Raw genomic sequence first — 14,718 nt, 5'->3', positions numbered from 1 at the left:
TGATTCAATCCCAGAATCTCTTATTCTTCGCATAGAGCACTTCTGCTCCAAGGATATCTCTGAGGAAATCATCCTCATCTATGTGCATCGTACGTAATATCCTGGATGCGGCATCCGGACCGACACCTCTTCCGGCCAATGCCATGCACGCTTTTCTGCCGTTCTCGTTGACGAGATTGGCGATCCTGACAACACGTGCCGTATCCTTCTTCTCCTCATCGGTCAACTCATCCTTCGCGAACAGTTTGATCTTCTCGCGATCGTATTCTTTGAGGACTGCCACCATGTTCCCTCCGCATTTCGGGCAGATGAAACGTTTGGGAGCATCCTTGACCCTGACCCTCCATTGGGCCCTGCATCTTAGACATGATGCGTAGAGCAACTCATCCTCGAGTCTCTTCTTCAAGGCCATCAATATGGAGTGATCCGCACGGAGCGGTTGCATCAGCTCCTTCGATCTCGTTATTCCTTCCATGCCTATGGGGGACATCCTCGATACTTCGATCTTGATCTCTCCATCAGCAATCATCGAGACGACCTTCTCGGTATTCTCTATATCGAGATCCTCCCATAGCACCTTGTTGAGTGCCTCATCATATGCTGGGGTGCCTTGATGCATCTCGAACAGTCTGTTGAAGTTCATGAAACGGTGGTCGGCATCCTTCTCTATGATGCCGAATTTCTTTGCTACGTATACGAACCTCCATTTGAGGAATGTGGAGTTGTTGATGGTAAGTCTGATCAGACCCTCCACCGTACCTGGTTTGACGGATGTTACGGAATTGACCAACGTCGCTTTGTCGATATTCCTTGGTAATTCAATCATTATACGATATGGATCCGTGGATACGCCGACGCTCTCTCCAAGACGTGCGGTCAGAAGTGCGGCATATATCTTTCCTAAGGTCTCATTGACGCGTGTCCCGAAGCATGCGTTAATTATCGTAAGACGGTCGCCGATCTCTATGGTCATTAGTCTGTCCGTAGGTACGGGGTATCCATCCTGTTCGGCTACGAAATCACGGATGCATTGTTTGGCATCCTCATTCCCAGGATAATCGTCGAGGTTCAGCAGTCTTCTAACTCTGCCGACCTCCATGGCAACATCGAATGGAACAGGGATGTCCGAACCGGCCCATGAGGGCACGGAACCGATCTCTCCCGTCTCTTCTACGAGTATCTCCTCTTCCCTCATCTCGATTATGCGCCAGGTCCTTCCTTTAGCGATGAACATCGCATAGGGTTCTGCGAATGTGGCGACGAAACTCTCATCCAATGTTCCCACGATCGCTCTTGTGCTGATGTCCCTGATCATGTAGTTCCTTTCATCAGGTATCATCGATATGTTGCTGTAGAAGTAGTTCATCCCTTTCTTGGAATGTTTGAACCCATCATCGTCCTCGAAGATCATCTTGATGGATTTGAGCTGCTCTAGGACAGAATCCATATCCTCTCTCTTCAGATCCCTGAATATGTAGGATCTCTTGAATAATGCGAATGCCTCATCCCTTGTCACGCGTCCGCTCATGGTCATCGCGATCAGTTGATTCGCAACGACTGTCAACGGACATGGTCTTCCGACCTTGTTCTCAAGTTCCTTGGCATCTGTCTTCCTTGCGACTACCAAGGATTCGCACACCTCATCCGGGGATGTTGCGATGATCTTCGCACGGATCTTCTCTCCCACGCGATGGCCCGCACGTCCTGCACGTTGTATCATCCTCGAGATCTGCCTCGGTGAATTGTATTGTATGACAAGATCGGTACTGCCGACATCGATCCCCAATTCCAACGACGATGTGCACACCAATGCCTTGATGTCGCCTCTTTTGAATCTGTCCTCCATATCCATCCTGTTCTCTTTCGAGAGTGAACCATGGTGGACATCGATGGACATGTTCTCGTCCCATATGTGATATCTCGCAGCCATCCATTCTGCTGTCTCCCTCGTATTGACGAATAATAGTGTGGATCTTCCATTCTCTATCAGGTCCTTCGCCCTCTTCATAACCGCAAGCATGTCGGGATCGCATTGCAGTTTATCCAATAGGATGGGATCCTCGCATGGCTGGGGGCATTCGACATCTATCTCATAACTTCTGAAGGTGTCGTGTTTGCATATCCTGATGTCCCTTTTGATCCCGGATAGGAATCTAGCGACCGCATTCACGTTTCCGACGGTGGCTGATAGTCCGATCCTCTGATATTCTCCGGCCAATGCGGCGAGTCTCTCCATGGCAACGCACATCTGAGCTCCTCTCTCCGTGGTAGCCAATTCATGGATCTCATCCACCACGAACCATTCCACGTGCTTCAGATGATCGATCAACCTCTTTCCAGTGAATAGGACCTGAAGTGTCTCTGGTGTGGTGATCAGTATCTCTGGAGGATGTAGGGATTGTCTGTTACGTTCGGCAGCAGGCGTATCGCCGTGTCTGACGCCCACTGTTATGTCGAGGGATTTACCATAATCCTCCATCCTCTTCAGCATATCACGGTTCAATGCCCTCAGAGGGGTCACATAGATGCATCTGATGCCTGGTTTCCCTTTGCTGTTGTAGATCTCATTCAGGATCGGGAGCATCGCGGCCTCGGTCTTTCCGATACCGGTGGGGGCAACGAGCAGTATGTTCTCTCCCTTGAGTATCCTGGGGATGGCATCCTTCTGCGGCTCTGTCGGCTCGGTGATGCCGTGTTCCCGCAAGGCATCGACTATCACTGGTGACAGATTATCGAATGGCATAGAAAAAAATCAGTCGGGCGTTACGCCCGACTTAAGTGTTTTACTTCTTTCTCTTGGTCTTCTTCTTTTTGAGAGCACGGAGATTCTCTTTGACGGTGTTCTTGATGATCGTTGCCTCTTCCTCTCCATCTGTGATCTTGCTCTCATCGAACCAGAGTACGATCCAACCCTCTTCCTCAAGTTTGGCTTTATCAATGGTCATCTCTCCCTCGGGGGAGACGATGACTGCAACCTTGCTCTTGACGAATGCGACGGGTATGCTGTACGGACCGTAGTTCCTTCTGCATCTCAGACCCTTGTTCCATGTTGCCCTTCTTACGATGCCTTCAGGCGTTACCTCGAATTCGAACTCGAAGTCGTCATCATCGGACGCATCATCATCTGCGACCTCTTCGATAGGCTCTTCCTCTACAACGGGTTCTGCCTTGGGTGCTTCGACGACAGGTTCCTCATTTTTTATATCAGCTGCAGCAGGTTTCGCCTCTCCAACATCTTTCTTCTCTTCGATGGGGGCGACAGCCTCTACCTTGGGTTCTTCCTTCTTCACTTCAGGCTCTGCAACAGGTGCTTCCTCGACCTTTGGGGGTGCACCAGAGGGATAGATGACAGCGGGCCCCTCGGGGTTCGTGACCTGTACGAGGATCTCTGTGATATCCATCACCTTGACTTTGGATCCGATCTTCTTCGCTCCTGCCCTGAGGTTGAGGACACAGAACGGACATGCGGTTGCGATGATCTCTGCGCCGACCTTCTCTGCATCTCTGATCCTCTCCGCAGCTATGTTGACTGCGAAGTCGTTGAATGCTGATTTGTATCCTCCACCTGCACCACAGCACCTAGAGTTCTCTCTGTTCCTCTCCATCTCGACGAAGTCGACACCCTTGATCTTCTTCAGGATGTTACGGGGCTCCTCGAATACCTTCGAGTGCCTTCCGAGGTGACATGGGTCGTGGTAGGTGATCTTTGCTTTGAATTCGTTGGGAAGTGCGAGTTTCCTGGTGGAGATGAGTTTGTCCACGTACTGTGTGATGTGATAGACGTTCTGTCCGGGCTTTCCATAGTATTCAACGAAGTTGCTCGACACTGTCTTGTAACAACCAGAACATGACATGATCATATCCTTCGCTCCGATTCCATCAGCTTTCGTGACGGTCTCTCTCGCTGCTTCCAATGTCTGGAGGTCGAGACCTGTCCTGAGCAGAGGCGATGTACAACAGACCTCGTTCTCACCAAGGCAGTTCAATGATACGCCTGCCCTGTCAAGGACCTTGACAGCCGCCTGCGGGATCCCCTGCATCCTGTATGATCCTGTGCATCCTGCGAAGAATACCGCGTCAGGGGGTGTGACTCTCTTGACCTCTTCGGGCCACCATGCATCCCTCTTGGATTTGGGTTCGCCGTATGGGTTACCGTTCTTGGCGATGCTCGCTTCCAGTTTCTTGTGGACTGGAAGGGGTGCGACACCGTATCTTGCCATCCACGTCCTGATCTTCTCCCAGAGTGCTACGAGTTCGATCTTGGCGTGACAAATCTCCTCACAGTTTCCGCATCCAGTACATTTGTACATGGCATCGACGAATTCTGGACTGAGTGTGACCTTCCTTCCGAGGATCTTGTCCATTTTACCGAAACCAGCTTTATCCAACTGGTTGAGGTAGTAGATCTTGCCTCTAGCGGTAACTGACTCCCAAGGTGTCTGCCTGTGCGCTTCGCATACATCTATACAGTATCCGCACATCTGACATTGGGCAAGTTCCTTCTGGATACGAGGCAACTTGACGAGTGTGGGTCCATCATTGCTCATTTGAGTCTCTCCCTTCGAATTTAGGACATCCTTATAATGTATGGAGGTCCGACTGTTGAGGTTCGGATAATTTGAGAGTATAAGTAGTTTCGTAGAAAGAGGACATAGCCACACATTTAAACTACGATATTCGTACAAATTCTACGTCTATCATTCATGCCCTGTGGCATTGTTTTATGTGGTATCATGGCGATTGGGCCGACATGACCCCTCGCAAAGTCTATTTTGACAATAGCGCCACGACAAGGATCGCACCCGAGGTCCTCGATGCGATGATGCCCTATCTCAAGGAGGAATACGGGAACCCCAGCAGCATTCATTATCTGGGCGATCAAGCGGCCAAGGCACTGCGCATAGCAAGGAAACAGGTGGCCGATTCATTGGGTTGTTATCCGTCGGAGATAACGTTCACATCCGGAGGTACGGAATCGGATAATCTTGCATTATTGGGAGTGATGAGCGCATGCAAAGAGAGGGGCGAGGGCAGGAACAGGGTCATAACGACTGCGATAGAGCATGAGGCTGTGTTGGAGGCATGCGAGGAATTGAAGAAGAGAGGATTCGAGATCACGATCCTGGGGGTGGATCGTGACGGGTATCTCGACCCGTCCGTATTGGACGATGCTATGGGTGATGATGTGTGTATGGTATCGGTCATGTCCGCCAATAATGTCGTAGGCACCATCGAGGATGTCAAGGAATTGGCCAAGGTTGCCCATGAGCACGGTTCATATTTCCACACCGATGCTGTGCAGGGATACACGAAGATGCCATTGGATGTCAGGAAGGACGGGATAGATCTGTTATCGCTATCAGGTCACAAGATCCATGCTCCGAAAGGTGTGGGGGCGTTGTTCGTTGCTTCGGAGGTACCGATATTGCCCATCAATTACGGCGGGGGTCAGGAGAGGGGATTGAGGTCATCGACAGAGAACGTTCCCGGTATCGTAGGCCTCGGGAAGGCATCCGAGTTAGCGATGTCAGCCATGGATGACGATATAATCAATATGACGAAGCTCAGGGACGAGATAATCGATGATATGGAATCATTGGAAGGCGTCCATCTGAACGGGCCGAGGGGTTCTAGAAGATTATGCAACAATGCACATTTCAGATTCGATAACGGATCCAAAGGGATGGATATGGTCATAAAACTGAGCAAGGAAGGTATCGCAGCCTCTGCAGCGTCTGCTTGTTCCGCAGGTTCGTCTGAGCCGTCATACGTATTATCAGCATTGGGATTGTCCCCGGATGAGTCGTTGTCCGCACTCAGGATATCACTATCTAGATACAATACAGAGGATGACGTATCCTATCTCAGAGAGGTCATGTCGAGGTTGTGATCTTATGATATTCTATTTCTCAGCCACTGGAAACTCCAAATATCTGGCACAGAAGCTTCAAGATATAACGGGAGATGAGATGTATGACATCGCTGCGGAGTTGAGAGGGAACTGCGGATATACTCTCGCGGATGACGAGATCGTGTACATCGTATCCCCCGTGTATTTCTTCGGGATGCCGTTGAACGTCAAGGAATTCATCGATCGCATGTCATTCAACAGGAGGCCGGATGTCGATATCATGATCAACTTCGGTACGTTGCCGGGAGATGCGATACATGCATTCGAGAAGGAATTGAATGCCAAGGGATTCAACGTAAGGAATCGTTATGGCACCAGGATGCCGGAGAATTACATCATATTGTTCAGACCGCCCAAGGATGACAGGATGGTGCATCTGCTCGATGATGCGGACAGGATGATGGAAGAGGTGTCCGAGACCATAAGATCCGGATGTGTGAAGGATGTCGGTATCAAGAAAAACATCCTCATGAACATCTTCGGTCACATAGCGAGACCGATATACGTGTACGGAAGGAGGACAAGAGGATTTCACATAAACACTTCGTGTTCTGGTTGCGGAAAATGTGTCGATCTGTGTCCTGAGGGGATTATAGAGATGCAGGATGATGCGCCTGTATGGACAGAGAAGAAATGTCTCCGTTGCTGTTCGTGCATCAACAGATGTCCTCACAAGGCGATAGAGTTCGGATTCCTGACGAAAGGCAGAAGGAGATATCATAATCTAAGGATCTGAGATCATTCCGAGGTATGCATATGGCATCTATCGAAGGTATGAACATAATCATCACTGGTGCTAACAGCGGCATAGGATACCACATGATGATGAAGCTCCTTTCAAAAGGGAACAGGATCATGGCAGTGGACAAGAATACGGATGTCCTGTGCAATGTGGATGGAATAATCCCATTCGAATGTGACGTCTCATCGAAGGATGGTGTGGACAGTATATTCGATGAGGCATCGAAACATTTCGACAAGATAGATCTGTTCGTGGCGAATGCGGGTTTTCCATATTACGAGAGCATGGATTATGTCGATTGGGACAGAATCGATAGGATATTCCGTACCAATGTGCACTCCCCGATCTATTCATATCAATCATATGTACAGCATCTCAATGGCAGAGATGGGATATTCACCATCACGGATTCCGCCATGGGCCTGATGGGGATGCCTGGTTTCACGCTGTATACGTCGACCAAGTTCGCTGTCAACGGATTCCAGGACGCGATCCGTTTGGAGAAGGGAGACAACATCCAACTCACGGTGCTGTATCCTGTTGCTACCGATACAGGATTCTTCAAAGCTGCATCGGAATCTGATTTTGAAAGACCCTTCCCTGTTCAAACGCCTGAGCATGTAGCATCATCCATGATCTGTGGCATAGAGAAGGGTAAGAAGAGAGTGTTCCCTTGCAGATTGTTCAGTGTCGCGATGTTCCTATTCAAGATATTCCCTCCGATCAAATGGTTGTATCTATCATCGGAGAAGAGGAAATTCGAAAGGTTCAGAAACAGGTTGTGATATCTTTGGATGGATCCTGCATCAGATGCTATGATTCTCCATTGGGTAGGTTGATCATCACAGCGGATGACATCGGAATCACAGAGGTATGTTTCGGAGATGGAGATGATGTGCCTGAAACGGACAGTAATCCCCATATCGATGATGCGATAGGATGGCTTGATACATACTTCGATGGATCCGAACCTGAAAATACGGTCAGTTTGCATATGATAGGTACGGATTTCCAGATGAGCGTGTGGGATGAACTTCTTAAGATACCGTACGGTCATACCACGACATACGGTGAGATCGCAGAAAGGATCGCTAAGATGAGAGGTATCGAACACATGTCCGCACAGGCTGTGGGGAATGCTATCGGTCGGAATCCCGTAGCCGTGATCGTTCCATGTCATCGCGTGATCGGTAAGGATGGCAGCATGACAGGTTATGCTGGGGGCATCGACAGGAAGGTCGGATTGTTGAGGATCGAAGGCATCCTGTCGGAATGATGGATGTTCATTTGTCTAGAAATTCGGGTGGTGGGCCTGGCCGGATTTGAACCGACGACCATCCGGTTATGAGCCGGACGCTCCACCATACTAAGCTACAGGCCCGTAAAAAGGGTTAAAATCATCATGAATATAAACATAGCGCACCCAGAAGTTCGACGTGCGCTTCGTTCATCCGTCACTCATGAGGATAGATGGGATCTACAGATTACTCTAAAGGAGTGTCGAGTTATGATAATTCCAGAGAATGTATGGCGCCGTTGCAAGGGATCGAACCTTGGACCTTGTGATTAACAGTCACACGCTCTACCTACTGAGCTACAACGGCAGTATTCCTTGCAATGAAAGAGTGGTATTAAAGCATTACGCTTCAGGCAATTTCTTCTTGAGTCTCTCGACCATCACCATGATTATCTCGAGATCATGGGAGACATTCTTCAGGTACTCATCATATTGATCGGTGACACGTGCGCCCTCGATCGATGGTGAGATCAGCCCTTCTTGCTCGAGCAATCTGAGGGAGTATCTGACTTTGTGCTTAGGGATGTTGAGAATCTCAGAGAGGCGGATAATCCCTATGGGCTGATTCTCCTTCGTTGCTTTGAGCATCATTATGTGCCTTTCGAGCAACTCGAGTTCATCGATGAGCTTATCGATCATGCTGTCAGATGCCATGTCGGGATACCATCCGCTAGTTGATTTTTTGAATCAGGTCTTTTAGAACCTGATGATAGAGAAATAGGTGTCTTGGTGTGGATTTACCTTCCGTACCAGTGGCCTCTTCCCCATTTGTTGTAGTTGACCGCCCATGCCTGAATCATAGAACCGCAACAGTCGAGTGCTTTCTGCTCGTCCTTGTGGGTTTTATAGCATTTGAGGCATTGGTATCTCATTTCTGGGGCCTTTACTTTGCCAGTCATGTCACCTGAATTGATGCGGTAGTAGATAAACCTCACCCATGGATATTGCGTTTATCGATGTTTTTGTCACGAAAAACACGTATTTCGTGAGAACGGTTTAAATATTTACTTACCTTTAAGGTACTGGCTATGAATAAAATCAAGGTCATCAATGAACCATCGGAGCTCGTTCCCATGCTAAGGTCTGTGGACACACCGGTAAAGAGAGATGTGCTGAAAGAAGTGACCTTGGAATGGAGGACCGTAGATGAAATTGAGAAGAAATACGGCCCCGAGGGAAAGGATGCTATAATCTTCTTCGAGAAAATGAAACTCGTAGAGAGCCGCTGGATTTCCACAGGTGGTAATTACCCCGAAAAATCGTTCCACACTTCATACACTTCTTTCCATATCAATGCGCAATGGCCTGTTTACGAGATCAGTGATGTTCTCGCAGCGGCAATGATGAGCGAAGAGGAATATTCGATCATCGAACAGAAGATCTTGGATGAGGTCGGAAAGGATGGAGTATTCTCAGGCGATGTCGCCGAGAGTCTCGGTTTGACATCGACGATGCTGAAGAGTCTTGTCCGCAGGTCAGTCAAGATGGACTTCCGTGGCCATAGGATCGAGTTGATCCGTGAAGAGTAGGCGTTCTGAGATGTCCGACATTTGGATAATGAGGATAGGCCACCGTCCGGAAAGAGATAAGCGTGTGACCACACACGTGGCATTGTCTTCAAGAGCGTTGGGTGCTAGAGGTATCTATGTGGATACGGAGGACCCTAAGCTGGAGGAGAACATCAGAAGTGTCGTGGAGCGCTTCGGCGGGGATTACACGATCAAGACCGGCATCACATGGAAGCAGGTCATCAAGGATTTCAAAGGAAAGGTTGTCCATCTCACGATGTATGGTGAGAGGGTCGATGAGGCACTGCCGCATATCCCTAAGGATGAGGACATAATGATAATCGTGGGCGCGGAGAAGGTGCCCATAGAGGTATATGAGAGGGCTGATTTCAACGTATCCGTTGGTAATCAACCGCATTCTGAGATCGCAGCCCTTGCGATATTCTTGGATCGTTTCACAGAGGGGAAGGCGCTGTATAGCGATCGTGACGGCGGAGAGATAAGGGTCATACCTACGGTGAGAGGTAAGAGAGTTGTCGAATTATCCAAATGAATCGGAATGCATAGGCATCCTTAAGAATGCAGGCTGTACGAAGAGGGTCATAATCCACTGTTGTACGGTGAGGACTGTTGCCGAACAGATGCTGAAGAGGATAGACTGCGATAGCGAACTCGTCATCGCAGGTGCTATGTTGCACGATATCGGCCGTGCGGTGGACCATTCGATAATGCACGCAGTCGTAGGTGCGAAGATGGCCGCCGATCTAGGCCTTCCCGATGAGATCGTCAATATAATCAAGAAGCATACGGGCGCAGGTCTCGATCACGAGGATATAGTGGAGATGGGCCTCCCTGATGGGGATTACATACCTTCGACCATAGAGGAGAAGATCGTAGCACATTCCGATAATATGGTGAGCGACAACGCTGTTGTGATGCACTCACATTCCGTGGACAAGCTTCTCATGAAAGGTGCGACTCGCGGCGCAGATAGGATCGAGCGCCTGCATGAGGAATTATCATCATTATATGGGGAGGACCTCGACTCCATAGTGGTCGAGATCGGCGAGTTCCCAAAGATCAAAGGCCCTTGTGGGAAGATCATCAACTGATGACTTTTCCCGAACCATCGATATACTTCGGGAACGTTTTCAGGATCACGACATCTCCGATCGATTGTATCCATCTGTAAGGTATCTTAAGCAACACATTGTTCGCAGCCTTCACAGGGCTGGGCTCGGAAATGTAGAGTCCGGTTATCGTTCTGGTGTCCGTATCGATTATCAGGTCGGCGACCTTTCCTACAAAGATACCGTCCGGACCGTAGACATCGAGTCCCTTCACACTATTGATCTCATCCAACATCCCTATCGATTCTCCATACGTACGACATCGGTTAAAAATGATAGGATTGAAGGCCGGATCATAATTTCTGTACATCTTCTCATCTCTGAAGTCATTCATCGGGTTTGTTCAGAGTATGTAGTGCTTCCTAAAGAATCATCATTATTCTCTTTTTCAATAGGTTGTAAACGTATGGCTCGATTTCAAATATCGTGTTTTTGCAGATTAATCGTACAAAACGACAGTGTTTTTGCAGATTTATATATTCTGAATATGATGCAATGTTATGTTCGAACGTAAGATCCTTTCAAAACTGATGGCGTGGAAGTCTCGCAGCCACAAACCCATGGTGTTGAAAGGTTAACGTCAGATAGGGAAGACCACGATAGCCGAATATTTCGGCAGAACGGAATACAACGATTATGTCATACTTGATATGTTCAAGGATCCGGTAGCTAAGGCGATAATGGAAGAGGGCATAACTGTCGACTCGATAATCGATTCCATATCTGTGTACAAGAACATCGAATTGGAACCAAATACCTCTTTGATAATAATCGACGAGATCCAAGAGTCCACCAAAGCAAGATCCAAACTAGGACTCTTCTCCGAGGATGGACGTTTTGATGTGATAGCAACAGGATCTATGCTAGGTGTATCAGATGCTAGGTTGGGCAAGTACAAGAGTAAAGAGAATCCTGATCTCATACCCGTAGGTTCGGAAGAACACCTTTTGATGCATCCGATGGATTTCGAGGAGTTCCTTTTAGCGCTCGGAACGAGACAGAAGGACATCGATCGTATCAGAGATAAGATAAGGTCTGGGGAGAGGATGACAGAGACAGAACTCGATGTGTTCAGCAAGAGGTTCGCTGTATATTCTGTCGTTGGTGGTATGCCTGCAGCGGTCGATGCATATCTTCATGATGGTATCAACGGGGCCCATCACATCCTTGATGCCATCAGAGCGACATGCGTGGATGATATCATCCATTACAATTCTGGAGTGGATGTGAAAAAGACGCAGGAGTGTTTCGATTCCATTCCACATCAGCTTTCCGACACGAACAAGCGTTTTATGTATTCCCGTATCAACAACGGTGGTTCACGCAGTTCTGCTGAAAAATACATGGAGAATCTGCTGTGGATCAGGTATTCCGGATACGGGATATTCTCCAGATCCCTTCGTGCTATGAGGAGACCTTTAAAGAAATATTCTGAGAAAGACGTCTTCAAGGTCTATCTCTCAGATACAGGGTTGTTGATGAACATGATAGGGCCAGAGTCCCGGACCGCCATGATCATGGGAGACACATTATTCGATTTCGGAGCCGTCACAGAGAACATGATCGCTGGATGCTTCTTCAAGAACGGATATGAATTGTCATACTACCGTCGTACGAATGGTGCTGACAAGATCGAGATCGATCTGGTGATTGAATCCGATGGACTGATATGTATCGAGGTCAAGACAGGTGCATATCGTGCATATCCTTCTTTGAGCAAGACATTGGACGATGCTAACATATCCCGTAGGATCGTATTCGAGAAGGGTAATGTTCGTAAGGATGATGACGGGATCGAACACTATCCATTGTTCGCTGCGGCATTCCTATTCCCTGAGAACGAATGGAAAGTGGATGCGAAGGGATTGGATGGACTGGTCGGGGATCCGTTCTCTTGATCGAGACCATCATCGAGTATCTATGGTGGCCATGATAGGGCCTAGCGATCGACATCAGTGACAATTTTTCTCTCACCATCGTGGCCTGTCGGCCATATTACTATTATATCCTAACAGCACATTGAAGGTCCGTCGTTATAGAGGGATGAAAATGGTCACTGAACTCAATGAATCCACATTTGATGCGTTTATAGATGACAACAAGTACGTATTGATCGACTGCTGGGCCCCATGGTGCGGACCATGCAGAAGGATGGGCCCGATAATAGAGGAACTCTCCAAGGATCTGGAGGGGAAGGTGGCCGTTGCGAAGTTGAACACGGATGAGAGTCCCGGCATATCAGCAAGATTCGAGATCAATGCGATACCTACGCTCTTGATCTTCAAAGACAAGGTCATGTTGGAACCGTTGGTCGGTCTCAGGCCTAAAGAGGACATCATCTCTGTCCTTGCGGACCGCGGCATGATAGAGGGCGGGAAGAAGAAGGAAGAGGAGGCCCACTTCGCAGCGAAGGTGACCGATAATGACTTCAATGAATTCATCAAGAGCAAGGATTACGCACTCGTTGATTGTTGGGCCCCATGGTGCAAACCATGTCTTAGGATGGGTCCTGTGATCGAGGAGTTGGCGAAGATCTCCCAGGATGACATTGCCGTCGGTAAATTGAATGTCGATGAGAATCCCGGCGTATCACTAAGTTTCAACATCCAATCCATCCCTGCTCTGCTGATCTTCAAAGGCGGAAAACAGGTCGGTACGATAGTCGGATACAGTCCCGAGCGCACAGCAGAGGCATTGAGGGAAGCGATCCTCAGTGCGTGAGATATGAACGCTGACGTAGTGATCATCGGTGCCGGCCCTGCCGGTATCCAGGCAGCGATACACGCATCCAGGAAGAAAGTCTCCGTGGTGATGTTCGGGCGTATTGACGGTAGTGCTATGCACGGTACGCACGTGGAGAACTATTTCGGATTCATTGGAATGACCGAAGGGGACGATATGCTGGAGGCAGGATTGGAGCAGGCAAAATCATTCGGATGCATCCACAGGAACTGTAACGTCACATCCACGGAGAAGATAGACGGTGGATTCCGTATATCGGACGAGGAAGGCGAAACGGTCGATTGTAAAGCTGTCGTGATCGCTACAGGCATCAGCAGGTCAAAGCTCAACGTTCCGGGCGAGAAGGAACTGTTCGGAAAGGGCGTGAGCTATTGCGCATCATGTGATTGTAATTTCTATAAAGGTCGCATCGTAACGATCGTAGGTGATGATACTGAAGCGGCAATATCCGCGGAATTGATGACGAGATATGCATCCAAGACATATTGGGTGCATGGTGCATTGAAAGCATCGGAGAGACTCGTCCAAAAGGCAAAGGATGCGGGAGTGGAGTCCATAGAGGATTCCATCGCATCCATCGACGGCGATGGCAAGGTGCAGACCGTCACATTATCATCCGGAAGGGTCATTCAGACCGATGGTGTATTCATAGAATTGGGTGCGAAATCGGCAGTCGATCTCGCTATGGACATGGATGTCATGCCCGAGATGGATGATACATTGAAGGTCGGACGTGATTGTTCGACAGGCGTGAGAGGAGTGTTCGCATGCGGTGATGTCACGGGGAAGCCGTGGCAGGTGGCGAAAGCTGTCGGCGAAGGTGCTGTCGCGGGTATTTCCGCAGCGAATTTCGTGAAGGAGACATAAGGATGTCCGTGAATGATCTGATATCAGGTATGTTGAAGGAGGAAGGCGGTTTCCAGAAGGCCTTCAAAGAGATGCTGGACAATGAGTTGGATATGACGGTCAACGAGTTCTGTCAGGAGGCGGGGATCTCACAGAGTACCATGTACAAGATGCTCGAGGACAAGAGGGAACCCAATCTCCGCACCATTCGTGCGATAATCAAAGCGGCGAAGAATCTGTTGGAACCCAATTCCGATGATTATATCGCGGTCATAGCATCGCACGAGGTATTGCAGACCCTGGTGAAGACGATAGACGTCGATGGACGTCCCGTGACGCTGAAGGAGTATCCTGTAGCTACGGTCGAGGATGCGATCGTGGCAGCCGTCAGAGCTGAGCGCGATGGTGCACTGGCGATAGTCTGTGCACCGATAGTGACACCAACGGTGGAGAAGATCGTATCCATCCCGGTTACGCCTGTCATCCCATCATCAAGTATAATACGCGCGATAGAGAAGGTGAAGAACGACCTGTATGGATGA

The 14,718-nt window shown here is 48.9% G+C and carries 16 protein-coding genes and 2 tRNA genes; 11 read left to right on the top strand and 7 right to left on the bottom strand.

The window, feature by feature from the left end; translation table 11 throughout:
* Positions 1-4: 4 nt before the first annotated feature.
* A complete protein-coding gene (locus ACI2NF_RS02175) occupies positions 5-2,743 on the bottom strand; it encodes a DEAD/DEAH box helicase (RefSeq protein ID WP_400150698.1) in 2,739 nt (912 codons plus the stop codon).
* Positions 2,744-2,783: 40 nt separating this feature from the next.
* Complete coding sequence (locus tag ACI2NF_RS02170; protein WP_400149455.1) at positions 2,784-4,547, bottom strand: heterodisulfide reductase-related iron-sulfur binding cluster; 1,764 nt, start codon at positions 4,545-4,547, stop codon at positions 2,784-2,786.
* Positions 4,548-4,750: 203 nt separating this feature from the next.
* On the opposite strand from ACI2NF_RS02170, the gene ACI2NF_RS02165 reads away from it, so the two are divergent.
* From ACI2NF_RS02165 to ACI2NF_RS02150, 4 genes are read left to right on the top strand one after another with little or no spacing between them, the layout of a single operon-like run.
* A complete protein-coding gene (locus ACI2NF_RS02165; protein ID WP_400146981.1) occupies positions 4,751-5,890 on the top strand; it encodes a cysteine desulfurase family protein in 1,140 nt (379 codons plus the stop codon).
* Positions 5,891-5,894: 4 nt separating this feature from the next.
* On the top strand, positions 5,895-6,647 hold the full coding sequence (locus ACI2NF_RS02160; protein WP_400149457.1) for an EFR1 family ferrodoxin: 753 nt from the start codon (positions 5,895-5,897) through the stop codon (positions 6,645-6,647).
* A 20-nt stretch (positions 6,648-6,667) separates the two neighbouring features.
* On the top strand, positions 6,668-7,438 hold the full coding sequence (locus ACI2NF_RS02155; protein WP_400211002.1) for an SDR family NAD(P)-dependent oxidoreductase: 771 nt from the start codon (positions 6,668-6,670) through the stop codon (positions 7,436-7,438).
* Positions 7,439-7,443: 5 nt separating this feature from the next.
* Complete coding sequence (locus ACI2NF_RS02150; protein WP_400151360.1) at positions 7,444-7,929, top strand: methylated-DNA--[protein]-cysteine S-methyltransferase; 486 nt, start codon at positions 7,444-7,446, stop codon at positions 7,927-7,929.
* A 28-nt stretch (positions 7,930-7,957) separates the two neighbouring features.
* On the opposite strand, the gene ACI2NF_RS02145 is transcribed toward ACI2NF_RS02150, so the two are convergent.
* The 4 genes from ACI2NF_RS02145 to ACI2NF_RS02130 all read right to left on the bottom strand — a co-directional run bounded on the left by ACI2NF_RS02145 (position 7,958) and on the right by ACI2NF_RS02130 (position 8,849).
* Positions 7,958-8,034: transfer RNA gene (locus ACI2NF_RS02145), tRNA-Ile, on the bottom strand.
* 147 nt (positions 8,035-8,181) lie between these two features.
* Positions 8,182-8,257: transfer RNA gene (locus ACI2NF_RS02140), tRNA-Asn, on the bottom strand.
* 35 nt (positions 8,258-8,292) lie between these two features.
* Positions 8,293-8,604 carry a hypothetical protein gene (locus tag ACI2NF_RS02135; protein ID WP_400146990.1) on the bottom strand — a complete coding sequence of 104 codons (312 nt, stop codon included), beginning with the start codon at positions 8,602-8,604 and terminating at the stop codon, positions 8,293-8,295.
* An 83-nt stretch (positions 8,605-8,687) separates the two neighbouring features.
* Positions 8,688-8,849: a hypothetical protein gene (locus ACI2NF_RS02130; protein ID WP_177971665.1), complete on the bottom strand. Its 162-nt coding sequence runs from the start codon at positions 8,847-8,849 to the stop codon at positions 8,688-8,690.
* 129 nt (positions 8,850-8,978) lie between these two features.
* Between ACI2NF_RS02130 and ACI2NF_RS02125 the strand changes: the two genes are divergently transcribed.
* Genes ACI2NF_RS02125 through ACI2NF_RS02115 form a run of 3 tightly spaced genes read left to right on the top strand, consistent with a single transcriptional unit; the run spans position 8,979 to position 10,570 of the window.
* Entirely contained in the window at positions 8,979-9,479 is a 501-nt protein-coding gene (locus ACI2NF_RS02125; protein ID WP_177971666.1) for an ArsR family transcriptional regulator, read from the top strand.
* A 10-nt stretch (positions 9,480-9,489) separates the two neighbouring features.
* Positions 9,490-10,011 carry a tRNA (cytidine(56)-2'-O)-methyltransferase gene (locus tag ACI2NF_RS02120; protein WP_400211001.1) on the top strand — a complete coding sequence of 174 codons (522 nt, stop codon included), beginning with the start codon at positions 9,490-9,492 and terminating at the stop codon, positions 10,009-10,011.
* A complete protein-coding gene (locus tag ACI2NF_RS02115; protein WP_400146995.1) occupies positions 9,992-10,570 on the top strand; it encodes an HDIG domain-containing metalloprotein in 579 nt (192 codons plus the stop codon). Before ACI2NF_RS02120 ends, ACI2NF_RS02115 begins: the two co-directional genes overlap by 20 nt.
* Here ACI2NF_RS02115 and ACI2NF_RS02110 read toward each other — a convergent pair.
* Entirely contained in the window at positions 10,563-10,823 is a 261-nt protein-coding gene (locus ACI2NF_RS02110; RefSeq protein WP_400146997.1) for a PRC-barrel domain-containing protein, read from the bottom strand. The genes ACI2NF_RS02115 and ACI2NF_RS02110 overlap by 8 nt on opposite strands.
* A gap of 349 nt (positions 10,824-11,172) precedes the next feature.
* Here ACI2NF_RS02110 and ACI2NF_RS02105 point away from each other — a divergent pair, with 349 nt between their 5' ends.
* The 4 genes from ACI2NF_RS02105 to ACI2NF_RS02090 all read left to right on the top strand — a co-directional run bounded on the left by ACI2NF_RS02105 (position 11,173) and on the right by ACI2NF_RS02090 (position 14,718).
* The gene (locus ACI2NF_RS02105) at positions 11,173-12,486 is read left to right on the top strand and encodes an ATP-binding protein (protein ID WP_400211152.1); all 1,314 of its coding nucleotides are present in this window, start codon (positions 11,173-11,175) and stop codon (positions 12,484-12,486) included.
* Positions 12,487-12,637: 151 nt separating this feature from the next.
* On the top strand, positions 12,638-13,309 hold the full coding sequence (gene trxA, locus ACI2NF_RS02100; protein WP_400147000.1) for a thioredoxin: 672 nt from the start codon (positions 12,638-12,640) through the stop codon (positions 13,307-13,309).
* A 3-nt stretch (positions 13,310-13,312) separates the two neighbouring features.
* Positions 13,313-14,197, top strand: a complete 885-nt coding sequence (locus ACI2NF_RS02095; protein WP_400151354.1) for an NAD(P)/FAD-dependent oxidoreductase — start codon at positions 13,313-13,315, stop codon at positions 14,195-14,197.
* 2 nt (positions 14,198-14,199) lie between these two features.
* Complete coding sequence (locus ACI2NF_RS02090) at positions 14,200-14,718, top strand: helix-turn-helix domain-containing protein (protein ID WP_400147004.1); 519 nt, start codon at positions 14,200-14,202, stop codon at positions 14,716-14,718.

Source organism: Candidatus Methanarcanum hacksteinii (genome assembly GCF_964305265.1).
Classification (GTDB): Archaea; Thermoplasmatota; Thermoplasmata; order Methanomassiliicoccales; family Methanomethylophilaceae; genus Methanarcanum; species Methanarcanum hacksteinii.
Note: the sequence above shows the minus strand (reverse complement) of the source record. Positions and strands in the feature narration are given on the sequence as shown.

What these genes read in the sequence shown, in the direction of transcription:
- ACI2NF_RS02175 (WP_400150698.1), bottom strand. Translation starts at nt 2,743, where the DNA reads ATGCCATTCGATAATCTGTCACCAGTGATAGTCGATGCCTTGCGGGAA.
- ACI2NF_RS02170 (WP_400149455.1), bottom strand. Translation starts at nt 4,547, where the DNA reads ATGAGCAATGATGGACCCACACTCGTCAAGTTGCCTCGTATCCAGAAG.
- ACI2NF_RS02165 (WP_400146981.1), top strand. Translation starts at nt 4,751, where the DNA reads ATGACCCCTCGCAAAGTCTATTTTGACAATAGCGCCACGACAAGGATC.
- ACI2NF_RS02160 (WP_400149457.1), top strand. Translation starts at nt 5,895, where the DNA reads ATGATATTCTATTTCTCAGCCACTGGAAACTCCAAATATCTGGCACAG.
- ACI2NF_RS02155 (WP_400211002.1), top strand. Translation starts at nt 6,668, where the DNA reads ATGGCATCTATCGAAGGTATGAACATAATCATCACTGGTGCTAACAGC.
- ACI2NF_RS02135 (WP_400146990.1), bottom strand. Translation starts at nt 8,604, where the DNA reads ATGGCATCTGACAGCATGATCGATAAGCTCATCGATGAACTCGAGTTG.
- ACI2NF_RS02130 (WP_177971665.1), bottom strand. Translation starts at nt 8,849, where the DNA reads ATGACTGGCAAAGTAAAGGCCCCAGAAATGAGATACCAATGCCTCAAA.
- ACI2NF_RS02125 (WP_177971666.1), top strand. Translation starts at nt 8,979, where the DNA reads ATGAATAAAATCAAGGTCATCAATGAACCATCGGAGCTCGTTCCCATG.
- ACI2NF_RS02120 (WP_400211001.1), top strand. Translation starts at nt 9,490, where the DNA reads ATGTCCGACATTTGGATAATGAGGATAGGCCACCGTCCGGAAAGAGAT.
- ACI2NF_RS02110 (WP_400146997.1), bottom strand. Translation starts at nt 10,823, where the DNA reads ATGTTGGATGAGATCAATAGTGTGAAGGGACTCGATGTCTACGGTCCG.
- trxA (WP_400147000.1), top strand. Translation starts at nt 12,638, where the DNA reads ATGGTCACTGAACTCAATGAATCCACATTTGATGCGTTTATAGATGAC.
- ACI2NF_RS02095 (WP_400151354.1), top strand. Translation starts at nt 13,313, where the DNA reads ATGAACGCTGACGTAGTGATCATCGGTGCCGGCCCTGCCGGTATCCAG.
- ACI2NF_RS02090 (WP_400147004.1), top strand. Translation starts at nt 14,200, where the DNA reads ATGTCCGTGAATGATCTGATATCAGGTATGTTGAAGGAGGAAGGCGGT.